This is a genomic window from Cytobacillus sp. Hz8 (assembly GCF_042263505.1).
Classification (GTDB): domain Bacteria; phylum Bacillota; class Bacilli; order Bacillales; family Cytobacillaceae; genus Bacillus_BE.
The window spans coordinates 48,167-67,344 of record NZ_JBHKFI010000012.1; the positions used below are offsets into that span (position 1 = coordinate 48,167).

Annotated in this window: 19 protein-coding genes and 1 pseudogene; 15 read left to right on the forward strand and 5 right to left on the reverse strand. The window is 35.8% G+C overall.

Annotation, left to right across the window (positions count from 1 at the left end; all coding sequences use genetic code 11):
- Positions 1–4: 4 nt before the first annotated feature.
- The 3 genes from ACE38V_RS14980 to ACE38V_RS14990 all read left to right on the forward strand — a co-directional run bounded on the left by ACE38V_RS14980 (position 5) and on the right by ACE38V_RS14990 (position 2,320).
- Complete coding sequence (locus ACE38V_RS14980) at positions 5–580, forward strand: histidine phosphatase family protein (protein WP_375842516.1); 576 nt, start codon at positions 5–7, stop codon at positions 578–580.
- Between the two features lie 322 nt (positions 581–902).
- The gene (locus tag ACE38V_RS14985) at positions 903–1,367 is read left to right on the forward strand and encodes a DUF456 domain-containing protein (protein WP_375842396.1); all 465 of its coding nucleotides are present in this window, start codon (positions 903–905) and stop codon (positions 1,365–1,367) included.
- Between the two features lie 293 nt (positions 1,368–1,660).
- Entirely contained in the window at positions 1,661–2,320 is a 660-nt protein-coding gene (locus ACE38V_RS14990) for a hypothetical protein (protein WP_375842518.1), read from the forward strand.
- A 57-nt stretch (positions 2,321–2,377) separates the two neighbouring features.
- On the opposite strand, the gene ACE38V_RS14995 is transcribed toward ACE38V_RS14990, so the two are convergent.
- Positions 2,378–2,920 carry a flavodoxin family protein gene (locus tag ACE38V_RS14995; RefSeq protein ID WP_375842397.1) on the reverse strand — a complete coding sequence of 181 codons (543 nt, stop codon included), beginning with the start codon at positions 2,918–2,920 and terminating at the stop codon, positions 2,378–2,380.
- 129 nt (positions 2,921–3,049) lie between these two features.
- On the opposite strand from ACE38V_RS14995, the gene ACE38V_RS15000 reads away from it, so the two are divergent.
- The 4 genes and pseudogenes from ACE38V_RS15000 to ACE38V_RS15015 all read left to right on the forward strand — a co-directional run bounded on the left by ACE38V_RS15000 (position 3,050) and on the right by ACE38V_RS15015 (position 5,970).
- Positions 3,050–3,943, forward strand: coding sequence for a LysR family transcriptional regulator (locus tag ACE38V_RS15000; protein ID WP_375842398.1), 894 nt, complete (start codon positions 3,050–3,052; stop codon positions 3,941–3,943).
- 14 nt (positions 3,944–3,957) lie between these two features.
- Positions 3,958–4,707, forward strand: a complete 750-nt coding sequence (locus ACE38V_RS15005) for a YdcF family protein (RefSeq protein ID WP_375842399.1) — start codon at positions 3,958–3,960, stop codon at positions 4,705–4,707.
- A 41-nt stretch (positions 4,708–4,748) separates the two neighbouring features.
- On the forward strand, positions 4,749–5,372 hold the full coding sequence (locus tag ACE38V_RS15010; protein ID WP_375842401.1) for an NUDIX hydrolase: 624 nt from the start codon (positions 4,749–4,751) through the stop codon (positions 5,370–5,372).
- A gap of 122 nt (positions 5,373–5,494) precedes the next feature.
- Positions 5,495–5,970 (forward strand): annotated as a pseudogene (locus tag ACE38V_RS15015) (GNAT family N-acetyltransferase).
- A gap of 359 nt (positions 5,971–6,329) precedes the next feature.
- Here ACE38V_RS15015 and ACE38V_RS15020 read toward each other — a convergent pair.
- Entirely contained in the window at positions 6,330–6,479 is a 150-nt protein-coding gene (locus ACE38V_RS15020) for a hypothetical protein (protein WP_375842404.1), read from the reverse strand.
- A gap of 106 nt (positions 6,480–6,585) precedes the next feature.
- Here ACE38V_RS15020 and ACE38V_RS15025 point away from each other — a divergent pair, with 106 nt between their 5' ends.
- The gene (locus tag ACE38V_RS15025) at positions 6,586–7,341 is read left to right on the forward strand and encodes a YqjF family protein (protein WP_375842406.1); all 756 of its coding nucleotides are present in this window, start codon (positions 6,586–6,588) and stop codon (positions 7,339–7,341) included.
- A 139-nt stretch (positions 7,342–7,480) separates the two neighbouring features.
- Here the strand turns inward: ACE38V_RS15025 and ACE38V_RS15030 are convergent, their stop codons facing one another.
- The 3 genes from ACE38V_RS15030 to ACE38V_RS15040 form a co-directional block, all read right to left on the reverse strand.
- Positions 7,481–8,023: a 4Fe-4S dicluster domain-containing protein gene (locus tag ACE38V_RS15030; protein ID WP_375842408.1), complete on the reverse strand. Its 543-nt coding sequence runs from the start codon at positions 8,021–8,023 to the stop codon at positions 7,481–7,483.
- A gap of 49 nt (positions 8,024–8,072) precedes the next feature.
- A complete protein-coding gene (locus ACE38V_RS15035) occupies positions 8,073–10,079 on the reverse strand; it encodes a molybdopterin-dependent oxidoreductase (RefSeq protein WP_375842520.1) in 2,007 nt (668 codons plus the stop codon).
- Between the two features lie 84 nt (positions 10,080–10,163).
- Positions 10,164–11,390, reverse strand: coding sequence for a PucR family transcriptional regulator (locus ACE38V_RS15040; RefSeq protein WP_375842409.1), 1,227 nt, complete (start codon positions 11,388–11,390; stop codon positions 10,164–10,166).
- A gap of 233 nt (positions 11,391–11,623) precedes the next feature.
- Between ACE38V_RS15040 and ACE38V_RS15045 the strand changes: the two genes are divergently transcribed.
- The 7 genes from ACE38V_RS15045 (at position 11,624) to ACE38V_RS15075 (ending at position 19,118) form a co-directional block, all read left to right on the forward strand.
- Positions 11,624–12,535, forward strand: coding sequence for a 4Fe-4S dicluster domain-containing protein (locus ACE38V_RS15045; protein WP_375842411.1), 912 nt, complete (start codon positions 11,624–11,626; stop codon positions 12,533–12,535).
- 234 nt (positions 12,536–12,769) lie between these two features.
- Entirely contained in the window at positions 12,770–14,116 is a 1,347-nt protein-coding gene (locus ACE38V_RS15050; RefSeq protein WP_375842413.1) for a radical SAM protein, read from the forward strand.
- Positions 14,116–14,832 carry a TorD/DmsD family molecular chaperone gene (locus ACE38V_RS15055; RefSeq protein WP_375842414.1) on the forward strand — a complete coding sequence of 239 codons (717 nt, stop codon included), beginning with the start codon at positions 14,116–14,118 and terminating at the stop codon, positions 14,830–14,832. The genes ACE38V_RS15050 and ACE38V_RS15055 overlap by 1 nt, the downstream gene beginning before the upstream one ends.
- A 24-nt stretch (positions 14,833–14,856) precedes the next feature.
- A complete protein-coding gene (locus ACE38V_RS15060; RefSeq protein ID WP_375842416.1) occupies positions 14,857–17,427 on the forward strand; it encodes a molybdopterin-dependent oxidoreductase in 2,571 nt (856 codons plus the stop codon).
- Positions 17,428–17,446: 19 nt separating this feature from the next.
- A complete protein-coding gene (locus ACE38V_RS15065; RefSeq protein WP_375842417.1) occupies positions 17,447–17,980 on the forward strand; it encodes a DMSO/selenate family reductase complex B subunit in 534 nt (177 codons plus the stop codon).
- 17 nt (positions 17,981–17,997) lie between these two features.
- Entirely contained in the window at positions 17,998–18,840 is an 843-nt protein-coding gene (locus ACE38V_RS15070) for a dimethyl sulfoxide reductase anchor subunit family protein (protein ID WP_375842419.1), read from the forward strand.
- Between the two features lie 83 nt (positions 18,841–18,923).
- Positions 18,924–19,118, forward strand: a complete 195-nt coding sequence (locus ACE38V_RS15075) for a twin-arginine translocase TatA/TatE family subunit (protein ID WP_375842421.1) — start codon at positions 18,924–18,926, stop codon at positions 19,116–19,118.
- Positions 19,119–19,178 lie beyond the last annotated feature (60 nt).

The window sequence follows — 19,178 nt, forward strand, 5'->3', positions numbered from 1 at the left end:
TACAATTACGAATGTTTGTATAGTAAGACATGGGGAAACAGATTGGAATGTGCTAGGAAAAATCCAAGGGAAAACGGATATCGCTTTAAATCAAAATGGAATTCGGCAATCAGAGGAATGCAGGGAATTTTTAAAATTATCGCAGTGGGATCTCATGATTACAAGCCCATTGAAACGAGCAAAGCAAACAGCCATGATTATCAATGAAGAGTTAAATCTTCCATTGTTTGAGATGGAAGAGTTCATGGAGCGATCCTTTGGAGATGCTGAAGGGAAAACGCTAGCTGAGAGGCAGGCTTTATATCCAGATGGAGAATATCCCAATCAAGAAGAACGGAACAAGTTCCATCATCGCGTTATGACGGGACTAACGAAAATTCATCAAAGATTTCAAGATAGTCAAGTTTTGCTTATTGCACATGGCGCAGTGATTAATGCCATTTTAGCGAACCTGTCAAATGAAGAAATTGGTTTTGAAGAAACTAGGTTAGTTAATGCTTGTATTAACAATATTTTCTATCATGAGGAACAATGGATGATTAACAATTTTAATCAGACCTCTCATCTTTCTCGGGTATAGGTTAAATTTTTTCGCATTCTTTGATGCTATTATGAAGAGAAAAAATGTTGAAATGCGGCACCAAGTTTATTTAATTAGTTATTTCTTTTTGCTAATTAGAGATGTGTTTCAAAAATTAATTTTGGCCCTTTAAATAAATGTGATCTTTTGATCGTAATTATCCTTAAATAATAATGTTAGCTTTTATTGATTAGAATAAGGATAGGCTTCTTCTATTTATATCAAAATGTGTCATACAATAAAACACATTCTGCCATAATGATTCGAGTAAGGAAACAAAAAGAAAAAGGAGACGGTTTAAATTCTTAATATTATATTTTGGGTGATTATCATTGCCTGTTTCATCTTAAGCTTTGTAGGACTCGTCTATCCCATTATTCCATCGGTTTTCATGATTTGGATAGGAGTTGCGATTTTTCATTTTGGAATCAATTCAAATGAACTTTCATGGATTTCTTTTACCATGCTTCTATTATTAACGATCTTATTATTTGTTGCGGATTATCTGGCGAATCTGCATTTTGTCGATAAAGCTGGAGGGTCCAAATGGGGGATGAGAGCAGCTACGATAGGGTTAATTGTTGGTAGTTTTATTATTCCTCCATTTGGCGTCATCATTATCCCATTTGTTCTAGTGCTGCTGGCTGAAATGATTCAGAAGAAGCCATTTATTGAATCCTTTAAAGTGGCCTTTGCAACCCTTATTGCTTTTTTAAGTGGAACATTTGCCAAAGCCATCATTCAGTTAATCATGATTGTTGTTTTTGTTTTGGATGTCATCTTTTAGGAATGTTCATGATTCGGGAAAATTCTGATCACATTTTTCAGCGTGGGTCGTACTAAGTATTTTTAGAAGAGCATTTTCATAAATGATAAGAATTTTGTAGGATATTTTTTCATTCTTTTTAGAAAATGGATAGTCAAAATAAGGTGAATGGTCAGTTATATAGATTATTCACCTTTTTATTTCTCAAATTCCGGAAAATCATAAAACAGTAATATGGAAAATTGTGTTAAGGTTAAATTAATAAACTTGAACTGTACATAGAAATAGAAAACAAGGGGGGGAGAAAGTTGTTTGTGTATATGTACTTAATCGGATTATTAATTGGCCTTGGTGTATATGGGTTAACTTATCTTTTTGCTAAAAATGTAGCCAATAAAAAAAGAGTTTTAACTGTCGTTATTATTTCAGCACTCCTATTTTTTGTGAGTATAACGATTATTGGAGGATTTGAAGGAATGCCTTTTGGTGTGTTAAGCTTGGGGATTTTTACAATTGCTCTTTTGCTCGCTTTCTTTGGCAAAAGTACTTTGTGGAAAAAGCTGGTCTACACCATTGTTCTTTTGTTTGTTGGTAGTTACTGTGTATTCATGTATTTGAATCAGGTTGATTACTGGGTCATTAAAAAAATGAATTATGCATCTGGTAATGATATTGAATATTATTATGAAAAACTTCAGGAGGAAACGAAAATAAAGGGGTATAAAACTTTTACTATATCAGAAGGTAATCAAGCAGTAGTGCTGTCCTTAGGAGAAAAAATGGCTGGTAATAATATAGAGGTTTTGGATGTTAAGGAAGAATACGGAACAACAGTTTTCAAAATAAGAACCTTCTATAATCAATCATCTGAAAAAAATCCAACGGTTATGATTGGGCTGGATCGGTTACAGCCAGAAATTAATATTATTGATACGGATGGTACTTTTTATGAAAAGGTACCAAAAACCGAATAGGTCATTATAATGTAGGGTCTGCTTGAATGGATCAAGCAGGCCCAAAATCTTTGCCAATTAACCTTTTAATATATGATTCATCTGAGCAGCTGAAAATAAGGCTTCTTTGTCCAGTAATATATCTCCCGGCTTATTTCCTCTTCCAAGAATATATCCGTCAAAATTCATTTTCATAAAGTCAAAAATATATTGAAATTGCTGGATAAGAGGCAGCCCTTTTATCGCTGGATCATCTCCACCAACAGCCAATACAAAGGCTTTTTTTGCAGCCATTTTTTCTTTAAAATCAGGATACTTTGGATCTCTTAAGGATTGTGACCAACGATCGATGAAATTTTTCATCGTTCCGGACATGCTATACCAATAAATGGGAGTTGAAAACAATAGAATATTATGAGGAAGGATTCGGTCAATGATGGCATTATAATCATCCTGTCTGTCCTGAAAACCTTGTTCTGTATGGCGCATATCCATAATTGCTTCAATGTTATAATCTCTTAAGAAGATTTTTTCCGTTTTAATTCCTTGAATGGCATGTTCGGTTAGTATTTCTGAATTGCTATTTTTACGAGTTCCCCCATAGATAACGGCAATTGACATTTTCGCTTCACCTTCGTTTTTTATTATTTGTTCCTTGATTGCTTCTATTTTATAATGAAAATATAAATCGATAAAGGCGATTATTTCGATTTTATCAATCGAAATTTGTGATTATAAGAGGCGGGAAAATTGGAAACGAAGCAATTGCAAACTTTCATTAGCGCGGCGGAAAGTCTAAATTTTACTCAGACAGCGAAGAAATTAAATTTTGCTCAATCAAGTGTAACGGCCCAAATCAAAGCACTTGAAAAAGAGGTGGGGCAACCATTATTCGAGCGTCTAGGAAAAAGATTAGTGTTAACAGAAGCAGGAAATCAGTTTAAACAATATGCAGAAAAAATGCTTCAATTATGTGAAGAGGCAATGATGGCGGTAAATGGAGAAGAGGAATTGGCGGGAACTTTGACCATTGGGGCACAAGAGAGTCAGTGTACCTATCGGCTTCCACCGATTCTGAAGAAATTTAAGGAGCAATTTCCACATGTAAAGCTTGTTTTTAAACCAGCTCATTCAGATGAAATGGCAAGAAAACAATTGATGGATGGAGTCCTAGATGTCGCTTTTATTATGGATGTAAGGAAAGATGAGGGTTCATTAAGAATGGAGCAGCTGATTAAGGAGGAGTTGCTCTTGGTAGCTGCATCTAATCATGTAGCTTCAGTGAATTCTTCCAATGATTTAGAGCATGAAACCCTTTTACTAACAGAAACTGGGTGCTCATACCGAAATATCTTTGAGGATTTGATTTTGTCTGCTGGAGTTTATCCTGTAGATAAAATTGAATTTGCGAGCATTGAGGCGATTAAACAATGTGTGATCGCAGATCTTGGCATTGCATTGTTGCCTAAAATGGTCGTGGAGAAGGATATTCAAGAGGGGAAAATGAAGGAATTGTCTTGGAGGCCAGTAACAGACCCTTTATTTACGCAAATTGCCTGGCATAAGGATAAATGGATAACTGCACCTTTAGAGGCATTTATTGATCTAACACGACAGACATTTTCAGTGAAAAATTCAATTTAACATGGAGGATGTAGATGAAAAAAACAATCAGGGTATTGTTTGCAGTACTTGGGGCTTTAAGTATCATTTATGCTACCGTATCATTGGGGAAAAGTCGATTAAATACGGGAGTTCTTGCTTTTTTCGTAGTGGGTGGTCTCTTTGTGATAGCTGCCGCCTTTTATCCAGCGATTTTTCAGTTTTTTCATAAAAGGAAGAAGCTTAAAATAACCGTGTTGACTCTTATTTCAATTGGATTGATCTGTTCAGTTGTCTTAGAGTCTTTTATTCTATTTGGAATAAAGGATCAGCATCCTAAGCAGGTTGATGCTATTGTTGTTTTGGGGGCAGGGGTACGAGAAGGAACACCTTCACCAGTTTTGAAGTTAAGATTAAAAAAGACGGTAGAGGTACATCGAAAATATAAAAATGCGATGATTTATGTAACCGGTGGATTAGATACAGGTGAAGAAAAAACAGAAGCGAAAGTAATGAAGGAATATCTTGTGGAACATGGAGTCAAATCAAACTTGATTGTAATGGAAGATAAGGCTACTAGTACTGAAGAGAACTTTAAATTCACCAAAAAAATGATGTCTCCTATTCAGCGGAAAATAATGGTTGTGACAAGTGATTTTCATATGTATCGAGCAAAGTATTATGCGAAGAAGGTTGGTTTTGATCCATACAGTGCTAGCTCGGGGATTCAATTGAGCATTGTTCCCTTAACACATATTAGAGAAATATTGGCAATTGGTTATATGCTGGCGAGAGATGGTTTGTAGAGTTTGATTAGGATAAAATAGCAGAAAAAGGATGGAAAAATATGGAGTTCGAACAAATAAAAATCTTTGATGAACATGGACATGAAATAGGTATAGAGGGCCGTGAGGATGTTCATCAAAAAGGAGACTGGCATGAGACCTTTCATTGTTGGATAGTGGGTAAGGCAGGCGGTGTAGATTATATTTATTTTCAAATCCGAAGTGAGCAGAAAAAAGATTATCCGAATTTGTTAGATATTACGGCTGCGGGGCATATTTTGGCTCATGAATCTGTCATTGACGGAATTCGTGAAATAAAAGAAGAATTAGGGCTTGATGTTTCCTTTTCGGAGTTAGAATCTTTAGGAATGATAAAGGACTGTATTCTCACCAACCAATTAATTGATAAGGAATTTTGTCATGTCTATTTATACCACCTGAAAGAAAGAATAGGAAAACTTACCCTTCAAAAAGACGAGGTTTCTGGGATTGTAAAAGGTAAGTTCAAGGATTTTTTCTATCTCTGTTTTGGGGATAAAGAGGAAATGATGGTGGAGGGGTTTCAAATAAATGAAAATGAAAAAGAAGAGGCGATCAAAAAACTTGTTGGCATAAAGGATTTTGTTCCACACGAGGATACATACTTAGAGAGTGTAGTGACTAGGATTAATGAGAGATTAAGATGAATCTTATTTTTTTTTGAAAAAAACAGTCATTAGTTTGATATTATTTTGAGGCTTTTGTTTGTTTTTTCACAAGTGAAAAAGGGATATTTAATGAGACATTAAATGTAAAGGGGAAAGTATGAATGGAAATCTTTCCAATAAGCAGTTTACCAAAGGAAAAAATCATTCATTTTTTCGACAACATTGGGGAAGTCCGGAAATGGTGATTTCAAGTGGAATCTATGATTGTAGCAAATTAGAGGGCTTTGCCGTGGTTACTCATAATGAATTGCTTGGTTTAATTACGTACATCATGAAAGAGAAAGAATGTGAAATTATTTCTTTAGATAGTACGGTGGAAGGTAAGGGGATCGGGTCATTACTTGTAAAAAACGTCGAAGAATTGGCGATTAAACAAAATTGTAAGAGGATCAGACTAATTACAACAAACGATAATTTATCAGCATTAAGATTTTATCAAAAAAGGGGATATTTATTGTATGAAGTATTAAGGAATGCTGTTGAAAAGGCAAGAAAGATTAAACCTGAGATTCCCTTATTTGGAAATGATGGAATTCCATTAAGGGATGAGATTGTATTGGAAAAACAATTGAACTAAATGGTGACGTAGCGATAATCAGAAATTCCTGATAATTGCACATTTAGAATAAATTTTGATGATATACAAAATAATACGTTGGAAGGATTAGCTTATTAAAGAAAAGTGAAATGTTGGTTCTTTCTATTTGGATTGCAACAATTTTGGATATCATTTCCATTCTTTCTCTGTTTTTTCTAATGCGACACTTGTTCATTATTGAAATTGCCATCTACTTTCTCTTTTCTTCTAGTATATATTATCCCAGTTGGCACAATGTTTTAAACTTTTATTTAATAGAAAATATTCAACAAAAAATTTATGAAAAGGTTGTTTCAATATTAATAAATAGGCTGCTAAATGGGCAGCCTTAGAATTTTTTAATGCATATTCTTCTCTTCATCCTTTCCAATTGGTACATGCTTTGGACGTTTTAGCTGAGATTGTTCACCAGGATTATTAGGCCCTGTCAGATCATTCCGTTGATCAAGAATTCTCCCAGTATATTCAACTGGCTGATTCTTTGTCATTTTTATCACCTCCATTAAATAGGATGGTTGAAAATATATTACAAATAGCAGGTAATTATTCCATATTTTCATTTACGGACTTTGCATATGAGAAAGGGGTATAAATATGGAGGGAAATGTGAAAATCAATAAATGGGACGCAGGTCATCGACTTTGGCCCCTCCCTAATTTCCCGTGGGTGATGAAACAGACATGGAACGATCTTTTATTTGCTCATTTTCCGGTAAAAATAGAGAAACTGCGAAATTTCATTCCTGATGTACTGCCTATTGATACTTATCAAGGAGTAGCCTGGATTGGGATTGTTTCATTTCAAATGGGAGAGATTAGCCTAAGATGGCTGCCTCCTCTACCTGGTGCCAAAAAATTTCCGCAACTTAATGTACGAACATATATAACAATGGATGGAAAACCTGGCGTTTACTTTTTTAGTTTGGATGCAGCAAATAAGCTAGTAGCTAGAGTTGTAAAAACGCTTCTTCCTTTGCCATACTGGCATGCCTGCATGAAGACAGAGTATCTAGGAGAGTCTATTCATTTTGAAAGTAAAAGAGAGGTGGATAAGACGTTCGAATGGAACTGTAATTACCGTCCTTCTTCAAAAGTTTATCTTGCAAAAAAAGGATCCTTTGATGAATGGATGGCAGAACGTTATTGCTTTTATGCAGTTAATAAAAAGGGAACAGCGTTGCGATGTGATATTTTGCATCATCGTTGGCCGTTGCAGCACGCTGAGGTAGAAATTCATCAAAACACTATGCTGTTATCTCACGGAATTCAGGTGGAAGCAGCAGAACCACTTTTCCATTTTTCAAAAGGCATGGAGGTTCGCATCTGGCCATTGTTTACAGCTTTAAACTGAATATTGATGTAAGATGTTCTTCAGGTTAATCGAATCGGCACAACGTGAAAACATGTAAATAGTGTGGGAAGTCTTAAACTATCCGGAATAAAGCCGGATAGTTGCAAGAGATATATGTTCATCTAATTATGAGGGGCAATCACTTATTAATAAAATGTCTTTCCTTGGATTTTACCGGATAAAAGGCGATAGAAGGATGGGTAATCCGTATATCGGGAAAATCATCAATGGTTTGGACCGTATTTGGATCAAAAAATTGCTCTAAGTTTGCGATTCTTAAACCACCTGTCGAACAAGCTTCAACACAGGCCGGAGGTTCCCCTTTATCTTGGCGTGGATAGCACATTTGGCATTTTGTGACTTTGTGCGTTTCAAAATTATATTGAGGTGCTTCGAAGGGACAGGCGGATACACATATTCCACAGCCATTACAAAGAAGTGAATCGATTAAGACAATGCCATCATGTCGTTTTGTAAAGGCATGCTCTGGACAAACTCTAAAGCATTCAGGACTGCTGCAATGATTACATGAAATAGATAAGAAATACCCTGGTGATACTTCAGTTACTCTTCTCCAAAGGACATTTCCACTTGTCTTATTCTCATTTCGGCAGGCAATCTCACAGGCTTTACAGCCAATACAGGCTTCCGCATCGAAGATAAATCCTAATTGTGTACTCATTTCGCCACCTCTTTTCTTTAAGTAATTTTTATTTCTAATAGATATACTATTAAATTTTCGTTATATCAACATAGCTATCATAGAAAGGACCACTCTTTATATCGTGTTTGTCAACAAAATAGCCAATTAATTGATTAATTGAATTTTTCCCAGTTTGTTTTACAAGAATGACATTCCTCGGAAGGAAAGGATTGATTTTTACAGAAGCTATTATGGAGCCGAATTGATTGAAAATCTTGACCCTCATCCCTTCGTGGATATTCTTATTCTTAGCCACAATATCTGTCAATTCCACAATGGTTTCTTCAGGCTCTGGATATAACCAAGTTACTTCTGAAAATTGAGAGTGAATTTTTAAAAGCGATTGCGGTGAAAGAAGCTGATAAGGATATTGCCGATTCTCCTCACGATCTAGATTGGATACATTAATGGATAAAAGGTCAATTTCATTTAGATCTAAAAAGGTGAATTTTTGATTTTCATTGTTTATCTGTGCATTTTGCATTTTTCTCTGCTTTGGTCCTTTTATTAAATCTTGATAGGAACCAATGTTGTAAAGGGATTTAATTTCTTCTGATATTTCTGAATTTATCCAATCAGTTGGCTTTAAGTCAGAAGGAAAGCTTGAAAAATCAGGTGATAACTCATTCAGCTTTCTAGTTAACTCTCGAGCAATGTGCAGGTCGCTCTTTGCCTCAAAATAAGGCGGAATGGTCTTCTGGTTAATGGACAGCCAATGATGCCAATAGCTTACATTAAGGTCTTCCTCTTCAAAATGACTTGCTGCTGGCAAAATGATATCTGAATATTTTCCTGTTTCCGTCATATATAAATCGACAGTGACAATTAATTCTAATTGGCGAAATAAATTTTTCCATTCTTTAATGTGTTGATCCTGTGATAATGGACTGCGAGAAGCAATCCACAAAAATTTTAATGGAGGATCTGAAAGATTTTTGGCTTCTAAAGCAAAGTTTAAACTATTAATTGAACGTGATTTTCGAATGATGGGGTGTTTTTTCTCAGGAAAATTTAATAAAGTTAATGGAAATGCATTTAAATCATCATTTGCATAATACACACCACCATTTTCTAAATGGAGATTTCCAGATATGGCACTTAGGGATGCGATCGCTTTGATGCTAAGTCCGCCAAATTCATTTCGTTGGATTCCGAATCCATTCCATGTAGCAAGAGGTTTCATTGTTGCATAAAGATTGGCAAGCTTTTCAAGGACATCTATTGAAATACCGGTCTTTTCACAAATCGTATTTAAATCAATTCGGTTTTGCAGAAAGTTTTTATAATTTGCCCAACCAATGGTTTCATCTTTCATAGAGGATTCATCCCAAATTCCTTTTTCAATTAGGAGTTTGGCGATTCCAAACGCTAAAAAGGCATCAGAGCCGGGTGTAATTTGGACATACAGATCCGCTTTTGCTGCTGTTACAGAATAGATTGGATCAATTACTACCAATTTTCCGCCACTACGTCTTGCCTTATAAATAAATTTCATTTGATGAATATTAGTAACAGCAGGATTTGCACCCCAAATGACGATCAGTTTTGCTCTTGCCATGTCTTCAGGTCTTGGGCTGACTATTTGACCTAGGGAGGATTTTATGGCCTCTTCTCCTGTTGATGAGCAAAGGTTTCCGTATGACTTTGTATGAGGTCCGATACTGTTAAACATTCCTTCCACTGCATAATGAAGGAGACCTAAGTTTCCAGAAAATTTATTATACCCACAAGCAAGATTGGAGCCATAGCGGTCATTTAATTCAAGTATTTTTTGGGCAATAATTGCGTAAGCTTCATTCCATGTGATTCTTTTCCAATTGCCAGATCCTCTTGAGCTCTGGTAGATAGGATATTTAATTCGTAATGGATTATATACATATTGCGTGTAAGCATAGCCTTTAGCACATAAGTGTCCTTGGGTAAACCCATGTTTTGGATCGCCAGTCACTTTTAAAAGCTTTCCATCTTTCACATAAGATAACATACTGCATGTTCCAAAACAGTTTCGTGGACAAGCATTGCGAAATAGTTCCATATCCAAATAGGTCGCCCTCCCTCCGAAAGTCATAGATCGTTGTAAACTTATTGCTGGTAACAATCGCACTAAACAAATTGAAAATTACAATTTGTGTAACTGCTTTATTTTTAGGGCTGCAGTTATGTTTAAGCGATTATTGATGTCATCAAGCTTGATGTCCAGCACTTCTTCTATTTTTTTAATTCGGTATCTAAGGGTATTCCGATGAAGAAATAGTTTTTCTGATGTTTGTTTTAAATCAAACTGATATTTTGCAAAATTCTCAATGGTATACATCAGTTCACCATTATGCTGCTCATCATATTGTTCTAAATTTCCTAAAACATGATAATAAAATTCCTTTAGCTCTTGTAAATCATGCTTATATAAAAGACGTTCAATTCCTAAATTATTGAAAAAAGGAAACTTGATTTTTAATAATAATCCCAATTCATAAGCAACCTTTGCTTCTTGGTAGCTACGAAATAATTCCTTTGGATTGGAATATAATTTACCAATTCCTACGCCGACTCGATTAGGGAGCCCTGTCATTTGAGCTTGTGCAAGAATATGAGCAATAAAATCCTCTAACCCCTTGGTTTCATTTATATTTTTCTCATTTGTATTAGGGAGAATGACAACGACTTCATTTTGTTTTTTAAATAGAATCGGTTCAATTTCATTTTGAATGAGCATCTTTTCTACGATATAAAAAAGTGTTTGAATCAAATCTTTGTCAGTAGAATAATAATCGTAGTCAATCAGCGAAAAAATTAATATGAAATGTGGCTTGGTGAAATCCCAATTCCAAATAGCACCGTAAGAAATGATATCATCTCTTTTTTTTAGATTTCCATAGAGTAAGTCAAATAGAAATGCTTCCTTAAAACGATATCGTTCTTTTTTTATGACGAATTTTTCTCTTAAGTGAAAAGAACATAAAGAAGATACATACATAATTATAGATTCATACTCTTTTAATTCATCAAGTAAACGTTTTCCTGAAAGAATAATAAAGAGATAACCAAGTATTTGATTTTTTGAAGTGATTGGATAGCCAATGGCATCAAAGTGTTCACCTTCTAAAGAAATGACAGATTGCAAAATTTCCTGATTCAAAGATTCTTCCAGAGTGTCTTTCATACGAATATCCAAAGTGGCGTTCATACGATCATCAAGGGATACAGAAAGAACTTTAAAGAGAGGGTCTGTTACAAGAACAGGTTGATCGAGGATTTGAGATAACTTATTCACAATGAAGTCCATTCCATTATCAGAAGCCATTAGTAATTCTTGTAAAAATTCTGGGACCATATAGCTTTCTTTCATAATCATGTCCTTCCTATCTTTTGTTGCTAATAATTTTTATCTTACCCCTAGAATATTTATGAGTACAACTAAAGTCACAGAATCGTAAGAAAAGCTTGTGACGAATAGACAAAATTTTGTCTGTCTTTTTGTCCTTTGTAACTATACCGAATTGGATACAAAAAATTTATAATGGAATAAATGTGAATACAATCACAAGATGAAAAATATAACCTTTTTTAGGAGTGTTAAGAGTGGGGTTATTTGAAAAATGGGTTGAGAGCTTAGACTATGAATATGAAATTTTACAAAAATGTACACGTCAAAAAAGTCCAAGGTCCACTTGCTCAAACTGTGTAGAAGTGTGTCAGCGAAATGCGATTTCCATTAAGAACGGGATTCCAATTTTAAATGCCGCCAAATGCAATGAATGTGGAAAGTGCATTGCTGCATGCCCAGTACAAGCTGTTGCAGGAATTTTCCCTCAAAGAATGATCATTCAAAATCAATTAGTCGCCTTCAAAACAGAAGAAGCTCCTGAAGTTAAGGAATTATTAATCTTTTATAAAAAAGGTGTTAAAACCATTATTACGGAAGATAATGAATTAGATGGGAATTGGGAAGAAAAGATTTATGAAGTCAATCGTATCCTGGAAGTATTGGGAGAGCCTTTAATTTCTGTGAGCTTTCAAGAAATTCAACAAGAAGAAAAGAAATATACGAGAAAAGAATTATTGACCGCTTGGAGAAAAGAAGGCCAGTCTTTAATGAAACAAATGGTTCCTGCCAAATGGCGGTTCAATCAAAATGACTTAGATCTTGCAAAATATTATCCTAATTACCAATTTGCGCAAATTTCTTTAGATGCGGATCAATGTACATTATGTGGAGCATGTCAAAAGCTTTGTGACAAAAATTGTTTCACCATCACTGATTCAAGCTTTATGATTTCAGCGCAGAAATGTTCTGCCTGTCGACTTTGCCAAGATACATGTCCAGAAAAAGCGATTGTTATTGAAGAAAAGGTGATGCCAAATACCCCTATTGATATTCCAAAATTGCATAAAACATGTACAAGCTGTCACAAACAGTTCGAAACTTTGTCAGATGCTAACGATGAATGCATCCCATGTGTAAAACGAAAAGGGTTTATGATTGCTCATTAGATAGGAATCATGGATATCTTTAAATAATACTTGATATTAATGGAAATAAAAAAATGCACTTTCAACATGAATGTGTATTTTTTTTTGCCTTTGTCAGGGTGTACAAAATTTTCTTGTTTTTTTTGTGTTTTGGAGCCATACTCTTGATTTTTTCCAGATAGTATAATTTACTTATGTGAATTCTATCACAAATCACTTCAGGAATTAGATTTTAACCTTTAGGATGTGAACAGGATGATAAGAAAAGTAAGTATAGATAATTTGAGTTTGATTAAAAATAAATCCTTTAATGAATACGCCCAAATTTATACCAATATTGAAGCAGTAACTCTGAAAAATATAGAATCCTTTGGTTTGTCGCTACAGCCAAGACAACCTTATAACAAGAAAAACTTGAAATTGAAACAGCTTGAAGAAAAAGGAGCTGTCATACGTAATAACAAAAAAAGTATTATGACCACAAGAATCTCCAGTGCATGTGAAGCCTGTCAAACAGGAACGGGTAGCTATACAACTTATACCTCATTAAAATGCCATCGCCATTGCTATTTCTGCTTTAATCCAAATCAGGATGATTATGAATTTTATAAAGATCAACAAAAAGATATTGAGAAGGAGCTACTTCAATTACTTGAAAGTGGTGTCAAGTTAAAACACCTTGCTTTAACTGGAGGAGAACCCCTTTTATTTAAAGACGAAATGATCTCCTTTTTTGAGCTTGCTAATCAGAAAACTCCTGAAACCTACACGAGATTATATACAACAGGAGATTTATTGGATGAAGAAACCCTCCAAAGACTTCAAAAAACGAAGTTAAATGAAATTCGTTTTAGCATTAAGATGGAGGATTCAATCCATAAAATTAATCATATTTTCCGCAAAATTGAATTAGCCCAAAAATATATCCCCAATATTCTTGTAGAAATGCCAGTTATTCCGGGAACCTTGAATGAAATGAAGGAACTGTTGTTAAAGCTAGATCAATTAGGGGTTTTTGGTATCAATTTATTGGAGTTTTGTTTCCCGTTAGGAAATGCAAAAGCCTTTAAAGAACGAGGATTTCAGTTGAAGAATCCTCCTTATGAAATGTTTTATAACTATTGGTATGCTGGAGGACTCGCCGTTGCAGAGAGTGAAGAAGCTTGTTTAGAACTTGTGGAATTTGCTTTACAGGAGAACTTGCAGCTTGGTGTCCATTATTGCTCATTGGAAAATAAATACACTGGGCAAATTTATCAGCAGAATCTTGATCGAATTCTCGATGAAACATATTCTTACTCCAATCTGGATTATTTTTTCAAAACAGTAAAGGTCTTTGGAAAAGATCGAAAAAAAGCTGCTGCTATCTTGGGGAAAAATCTTATTCCTTTCTATGAAAATAGCAACCATGATTTTCTTCAATTTCCAATTGAGGCGATTCATTATTTGAAGAATAAAAATATTGAGCTCGCCATTTCATCGAATGTGGTTGAGTTTGAAGAAGGGGAATCGCAAATTCGAGAAATCGCTTTAGATTGGACAACCCCTGATTTATTTGAAATAGAAGATGTTTTTCTGAAGGAAGAAGGAGGAGAAAAATGATGACACAAACGAACACTCAAATGACTGTATCCGATTTATCCCATCTCTTATTTGCAAGAGAGTACGCTTATGATATTTTAAGAAGATTTTTTATTGAGGAACCATCACAAGAATATCTCAAATTATTCGCGCAACAAAGAATGATTAAACAATTTCCGTTTATTGATGATTCACCAGAAATTGAAGAAGGAGTAAATGAGATTCAGCAATATCTTTCTGAATTCGATGTTGTTCATAATCAATCTCATTTTGATGATTTACATTGGGACTATACCAGAATGTTTATTGGACCTTTTGAACTGCCGGTTCCTCCATGGGAATCTGTCTATGTCAGAAAAGATCGACTGCTTTTTCAACAGAATACGATAGATGTGAGGAAGGAATATGAGCAGTTTGGATATAAAGTGTTCAATGTCAATTTTGAAGCAGACGATCATATTGGCTTGGAATTGGATTTCCTCTATCACCTAAACAATCGATGTGTAAAGCTATCTGAAGAAGAAACGGGCGCTTTAGAAGAAGTGAAATATCTTCTTAATGAGCAACAGGAATTTTTGAATCACCATCTATTGCCATATGTATCTGAGTTTTGCGAAAAAGTGATTGAGCATGCAGATACTCAATTTTTTAGAGGAATGGCGAAAATATTAAATTCTTACTTAAAAATGGATTCAGAAGTTCTCAATGAACTTTTGAAGATAGATTTCATTCAATAATTTTCTAGGAAAGGAGAATTACAAATGCTAGATCTATTTAAAAAAGCAAATGAGTTCAAAATGACAAGAAGATCATTCATTGGCTGGTCATCCGCTGTTGCCGCTACAGCTGCAATCCCTGTGAGTCATGGCTTAGTAGCAAAGGCACAAACAACAGCTGGAACAAAAGATGCTAGTGGAGAGGGTGTTTGGAAAACGGCTGCTTGCTGGCATAACTGCGGCGGACGCTGTTTAAACAAGGTTCTTGTTAAGGATGGGGTAGTTATTCGTCAGAAAACTGATGATACCCATACGGACAGCCCAGATTATCCACAACAACGGGGATGTATTAGAGGCCGTTCTCAAAGACAACAAGTGTTTGGAGCGGACCGCCTTAGATATCCAATGAAGCGTAAAAACTGGAAGCCCGGTGGAGGAAAGAAGGAATTACGTGGAAAAGATCAGTGGGTTCGGATTTCTTGGGATGAGGCCTTAGATAATGTTGCAAGTGAAATAAAACGTATTTCTGAAAAATATGGGTATGATTCTATTTGGGTTACTGGTGGAGGAGATATGGTCAACGTTCTTTCTGATTACGGAGGATGTAATACAGACTGGGGAACTACTTCTCGCGGCGCATGGACATTTGTTCCAGATATGATGGGTGTTGGGCCAGCACCAGAAAGCAGCATAAACGATAGAATTGATATGCGAAACTCCCAACTGATTGTTCTTTGGGGGATGAATCCTGCTTGGAGCTCTGCAGGAAGTCCAGCTTACAATTTCCTTCAAACCAAAAAGGCTGGTGCAAGATTTATTTCAATAGATCCAATTTATAATGATACGGCCAATATTCTTGGAGCGGATTGGGTGCCTGTACGCCCAGGATCAGACCATGCTTTGGCACTAGGCATGATGTATACACTTTTAGATGAAGATAATCCTTCAACAAATCCATTGATTGATTGGGATTTCTTAAATCGTTGTACGGTTGGTTTTGACAAGGACCATATGCCTGAGGGAGCAGATCCAAAAGAGAACTTTAAAGATTACTTACTCGGTACATTTGATCAACAACCAAAGACACCTGAATGGGCATCTGAAATTTGTGGCGTTGAACCACGCAAAATTCGTCAATTAGCACGTGAAATTGGTTCTACCAATCGTGTAGCACTACTTACTGGATGGGCACCTGCCCGTATAAATGAAGGGGAAGGCTGGGTACAAGCCTTTTCGACTTTAGGAATGATGACTGGACACATGGGACGCTCAGGAAGAATGACCGGAGTAAGTTGTCACTCTCGTGCTAGTAACGGAGGGCAAATATTAATCCAACCTGGTATGAATGGATACATCATTCCAGAAAATCCTGTTACTAATACGATTAATCACAATGAAATTTTCCAAGCAGTCATTGACGGAAAATTTCATCAACAGGATGAAGGGGAGCGGAAAGTCAATATTCAGCTAATGTACAATTCCTTTGGTGCAACCATGCAAACCCGTGTTGATATCTCAAGCGGGATAAAGGCTGCAAGAAAAGTTGAATTTGTCGTTTCAAACGCTTATGTATTAAATACAAATGCCAAATATTCTGATATTGTCCTTCCTGTTACAACGGAATGGGAAAAAGTCGGAGGAGTCTTATCAGGAAACCGTGAGATTTTAATTGCCTATACCCAAATTGTGGATCCGTTGTATGAAGCAAAGAGCGATGTGTGGATTGCAAAACAATTAATGAAAAAGCTCGGGAAGGACCCTTCAAAAGTATACCCATTTGATGAAAAACAAGCTTTCTTTAATACACTTGCAACAAGTACCGTTATCGATGAAAAAGGTGTTAATTTTGAGCCTTTAGTGACGATTACTGCTCAAGATATCAGTGAATGGGGAGTTCAAGGAAAGCCTCAAAAAGGAAGAATTGGACTAAAGGAATTCTTGGATAATGGCCTTTATCAGGTTGAAAGAAAACCTGGAGACCAATACGGGGGCATAGCATATAAAAATTTTGTAGAAGACCCTAAAAAGAATCCATTACCTACTAAGTCTGGTAAATTCGAAATTTATTGTAAAACAATTGCCGAAACTTCTAAAACTGGATGGACAGAGCAATCTCCAATCGCAAAATATGTTCCAAAACCAAAAGGCTATGAATCTACTTTTGATGATTGGGAGAGCAAAAAGAAAGGAAAATATCCATTCCAAGTTATGAACCCACATTATTTAAGACGTTCACACAGTACGCTTAATAATGTTCCATGGTTGCGAGAAGCTTGGCCGAATCCTGTATTTATCAATAAAAGTGATGCGAAAAAACTAGGCATTAAAGAGGGAGAAACGGTATTGTTATCAAATGAATATGGAAAAGTGCTGCGTCCAGCCCATTTGATGGAATCAATGATGCCTGGTGTTATTGGGTTGCCACACGGTGCCTGGGTCGAAATGGATGAAGAGCTAGGAGTAGATAAAGCAGGTGCTGATAATATGTTGTGTGGACCGGTTCCAACTGGCTTTGGAACCTCTGGCTGGAATACAGCAACATGTAATTTAGAAAAATGGGACGGTGAACCACTTGAAGAAGATGTGAAGTGGCCACAACGCATTGTTAAATTTTAAATGAAGGAGGTCGTAGATTATGGCTCAAATGGGTTTCTTTATCAATGTAGCCCAATGTATTGGGTGTAAAACATGTACGGTTGCTTGTAAAGATAAAAATAATTTAGAAGTCGGAAGAAATTTCCGCAGAGTTTATGATTTTGAAGAAGGAACTTATCCGCACCCTTCTATTTACCATATCTCACTTTCTTGTAATCATTGCGATGATCCTGGTTGTGTAAAAGCGTGTCCAACTACTGCCATGCACAAGAGAGACGAAGATGGAGTTGTGGTTGTAGACCATGATAAATGTGTAGGATGCAGGTATTGTGAATGGAACTGTCCATATCAAGGTCCGCAATTTGATGAAAAACTTGGCAAGATGACTAAATGTGATACTTGCCTAGATTTACGGGAAAATGGTGAAGAACCAGCATGTGTAACTTCTTGTGTGATGCGTGCGATTGAATTTGGTCCAATCGATGAATTGCGTAAGAAATATGGAAAAGTCAATGAAATAAAAGGAATGCCAAATGCTTCTATCACCAAACCAAATATCGTCATTAATTATTAATAAAGGAGGTTTTCGTCATGAATGAGTGGGCGTTATTAATCTTTACAGTTTGTATTCAAGCTGCTATTGGCGGAATCTTTATGCTTTCACTATTCTATTACAAAATTTCTAAGCTTGGACAAGAACAAACCTTTCAAGCTATGAAGCTCCCTTTAATTGTCATCGCTGTCTTGTCCATTATTGGACTAGGTGCTTCATTTGCCCATCTAGGTGCGCCAAGCAATGCTTTTAACACGTTAAGACATTTAGGCTCTTCCTGGATGAGCCGTGAGATTTTAGTAACAGGCTTCTTTATTGCTGCAGCATGTATTACAGCCGGATTAAGCTTAGTGCAAAAAAAGGTGAATTTTTGGTTGCTTCTTATTTCAACCGTAATTGGAGCTTTTGATATATATTGTATGGCATCAATTTATTCGAACTCCCTAATCAATGGCTGGCATTCTGCCAATACATTTACATCTTTTTATGGAACAGCATTGGTTCTTGGACCAGTGTTAGCCATTAGTTTTATTGTACCAATGTTAAAAGCAGATCCAGGTTTAGGCAAGAATCTCACCAAGTATTCCTTCTTTATCGCTATTTCTGGGATTGCTGTTCAATTGGTAGGAGTAGCCTTATTTTCTGCAGGCTCTCAGGATATCAATATGATTGCCGGTATGAATGCAAGTGCATCACTTCACAATTATCAGGGAACGATTGCCCTTCGCTGGATTATTGAGGTAATTGGGTTAGGTGGATTAGGATTCTTATCTCTAGCGGATAAAAGAAAATTCTCTCTTTCCTTTATATATGTCGCCTTAGCAGTTCTTGTATTAGCAGAAGGAATGAGTCGGTATTTGTTCTATGTTTTAGGTGTTTAATCAAAGTCTCAAATGAAATATATTTCCACATAATGAAGATTTTATCAAAGTAATTTTAGTTAAAGCTTAAGGAGTGGGTATAGATGTTCTCTAATATTGGAATACCCGGATTAATCCTCGTTTTAGTGATTGCCCTAGTTATTTTTGGCCCTAAAAAGTTACCTGAGATTGGTAGAGCGATTGGTCAAAGCTTGAGAGAATTCAAATCTTCTACAAAAGGAATTATCGAGGATGATGAAGCAGAGGAAGTAAAAGAGGAGAAAAAGGAAGAAGTATAAATCAAAAAATCCCCATAAAAGATATAGTAAGCCCTGGTACATTTTTAGTATCAGGGCTTA

Bases quoted from the DNA above. Each gene is read 5' to 3' on its own strand.
- ACE38V_RS14995 (WP_375842397.1), bottom strand. From the start codon at position 2,920: ATGTCAATTGCCGTTATCTATGGGGGAACTCGTAAAAATAGCAATTCA.
- ACE38V_RS15005 (WP_375842399.1), top strand. From the start codon at position 3,958: ATGAAAAAAACAATCAGGGTATTGTTTGCAGTACTTGGGGCTTTAAGT.
- ACE38V_RS15010 (WP_375842401.1), top strand. From the start codon at position 4,749: ATGGAGTTCGAACAAATAAAAATCTTTGATGAACATGGACATGAAATA.
- ACE38V_RS15020 (WP_375842404.1), bottom strand. From the start codon at position 6,479: ATGACAAAGAATCAGCCAGTTGAATATACTGGGAGAATTCTTGATCAA.
- ACE38V_RS15025 (WP_375842406.1), top strand. From the start codon at position 6,586: ATGGAGGGAAATGTGAAAATCAATAAATGGGACGCAGGTCATCGACTT.
- ACE38V_RS15030 (WP_375842408.1), bottom strand. From the start codon at position 8,023: ATGAGTACACAATTAGGATTTATCTTCGATGCGGAAGCCTGTATTGGC.
- ACE38V_RS15035 (WP_375842520.1), bottom strand. From the start codon at position 10,079: ATGGAACTATTTCGCAATGCTTGTCCACGAAACTGTTTTGGAACATGC.
- ACE38V_RS15040 (WP_375842409.1), bottom strand. From the start codon at position 11,390: ATGAAAGAAAGCTATATGGTCCCAGAATTTTTACAAGAATTACTAATG.
- ACE38V_RS15050 (WP_375842413.1), top strand. From the start codon at position 12,770: ATGATAAGAAAAGTAAGTATAGATAATTTGAGTTTGATTAAAAATAAA.
- ACE38V_RS15055 (WP_375842414.1), top strand. From the start codon at position 14,116: ATGACACAAACGAACACTCAAATGACTGTATCCGATTTATCCCATCTC.
- ACE38V_RS15060 (WP_375842416.1), top strand. From the start codon at position 14,857: ATGCTAGATCTATTTAAAAAAGCAAATGAGTTCAAAATGACAAGAAGA.
- ACE38V_RS15065 (WP_375842417.1), top strand. From the start codon at position 17,447: ATGGCTCAAATGGGTTTCTTTATCAATGTAGCCCAATGTATTGGGTGT.
- ACE38V_RS15070 (WP_375842419.1), top strand. From the start codon at position 17,998: ATGAATGAGTGGGCGTTATTAATCTTTACAGTTTGTATTCAAGCTGCT.
- ACE38V_RS15075 (WP_375842421.1), top strand. From the start codon at position 18,924: ATGTTCTCTAATATTGGAATACCCGGATTAATCCTCGTTTTAGTGATT.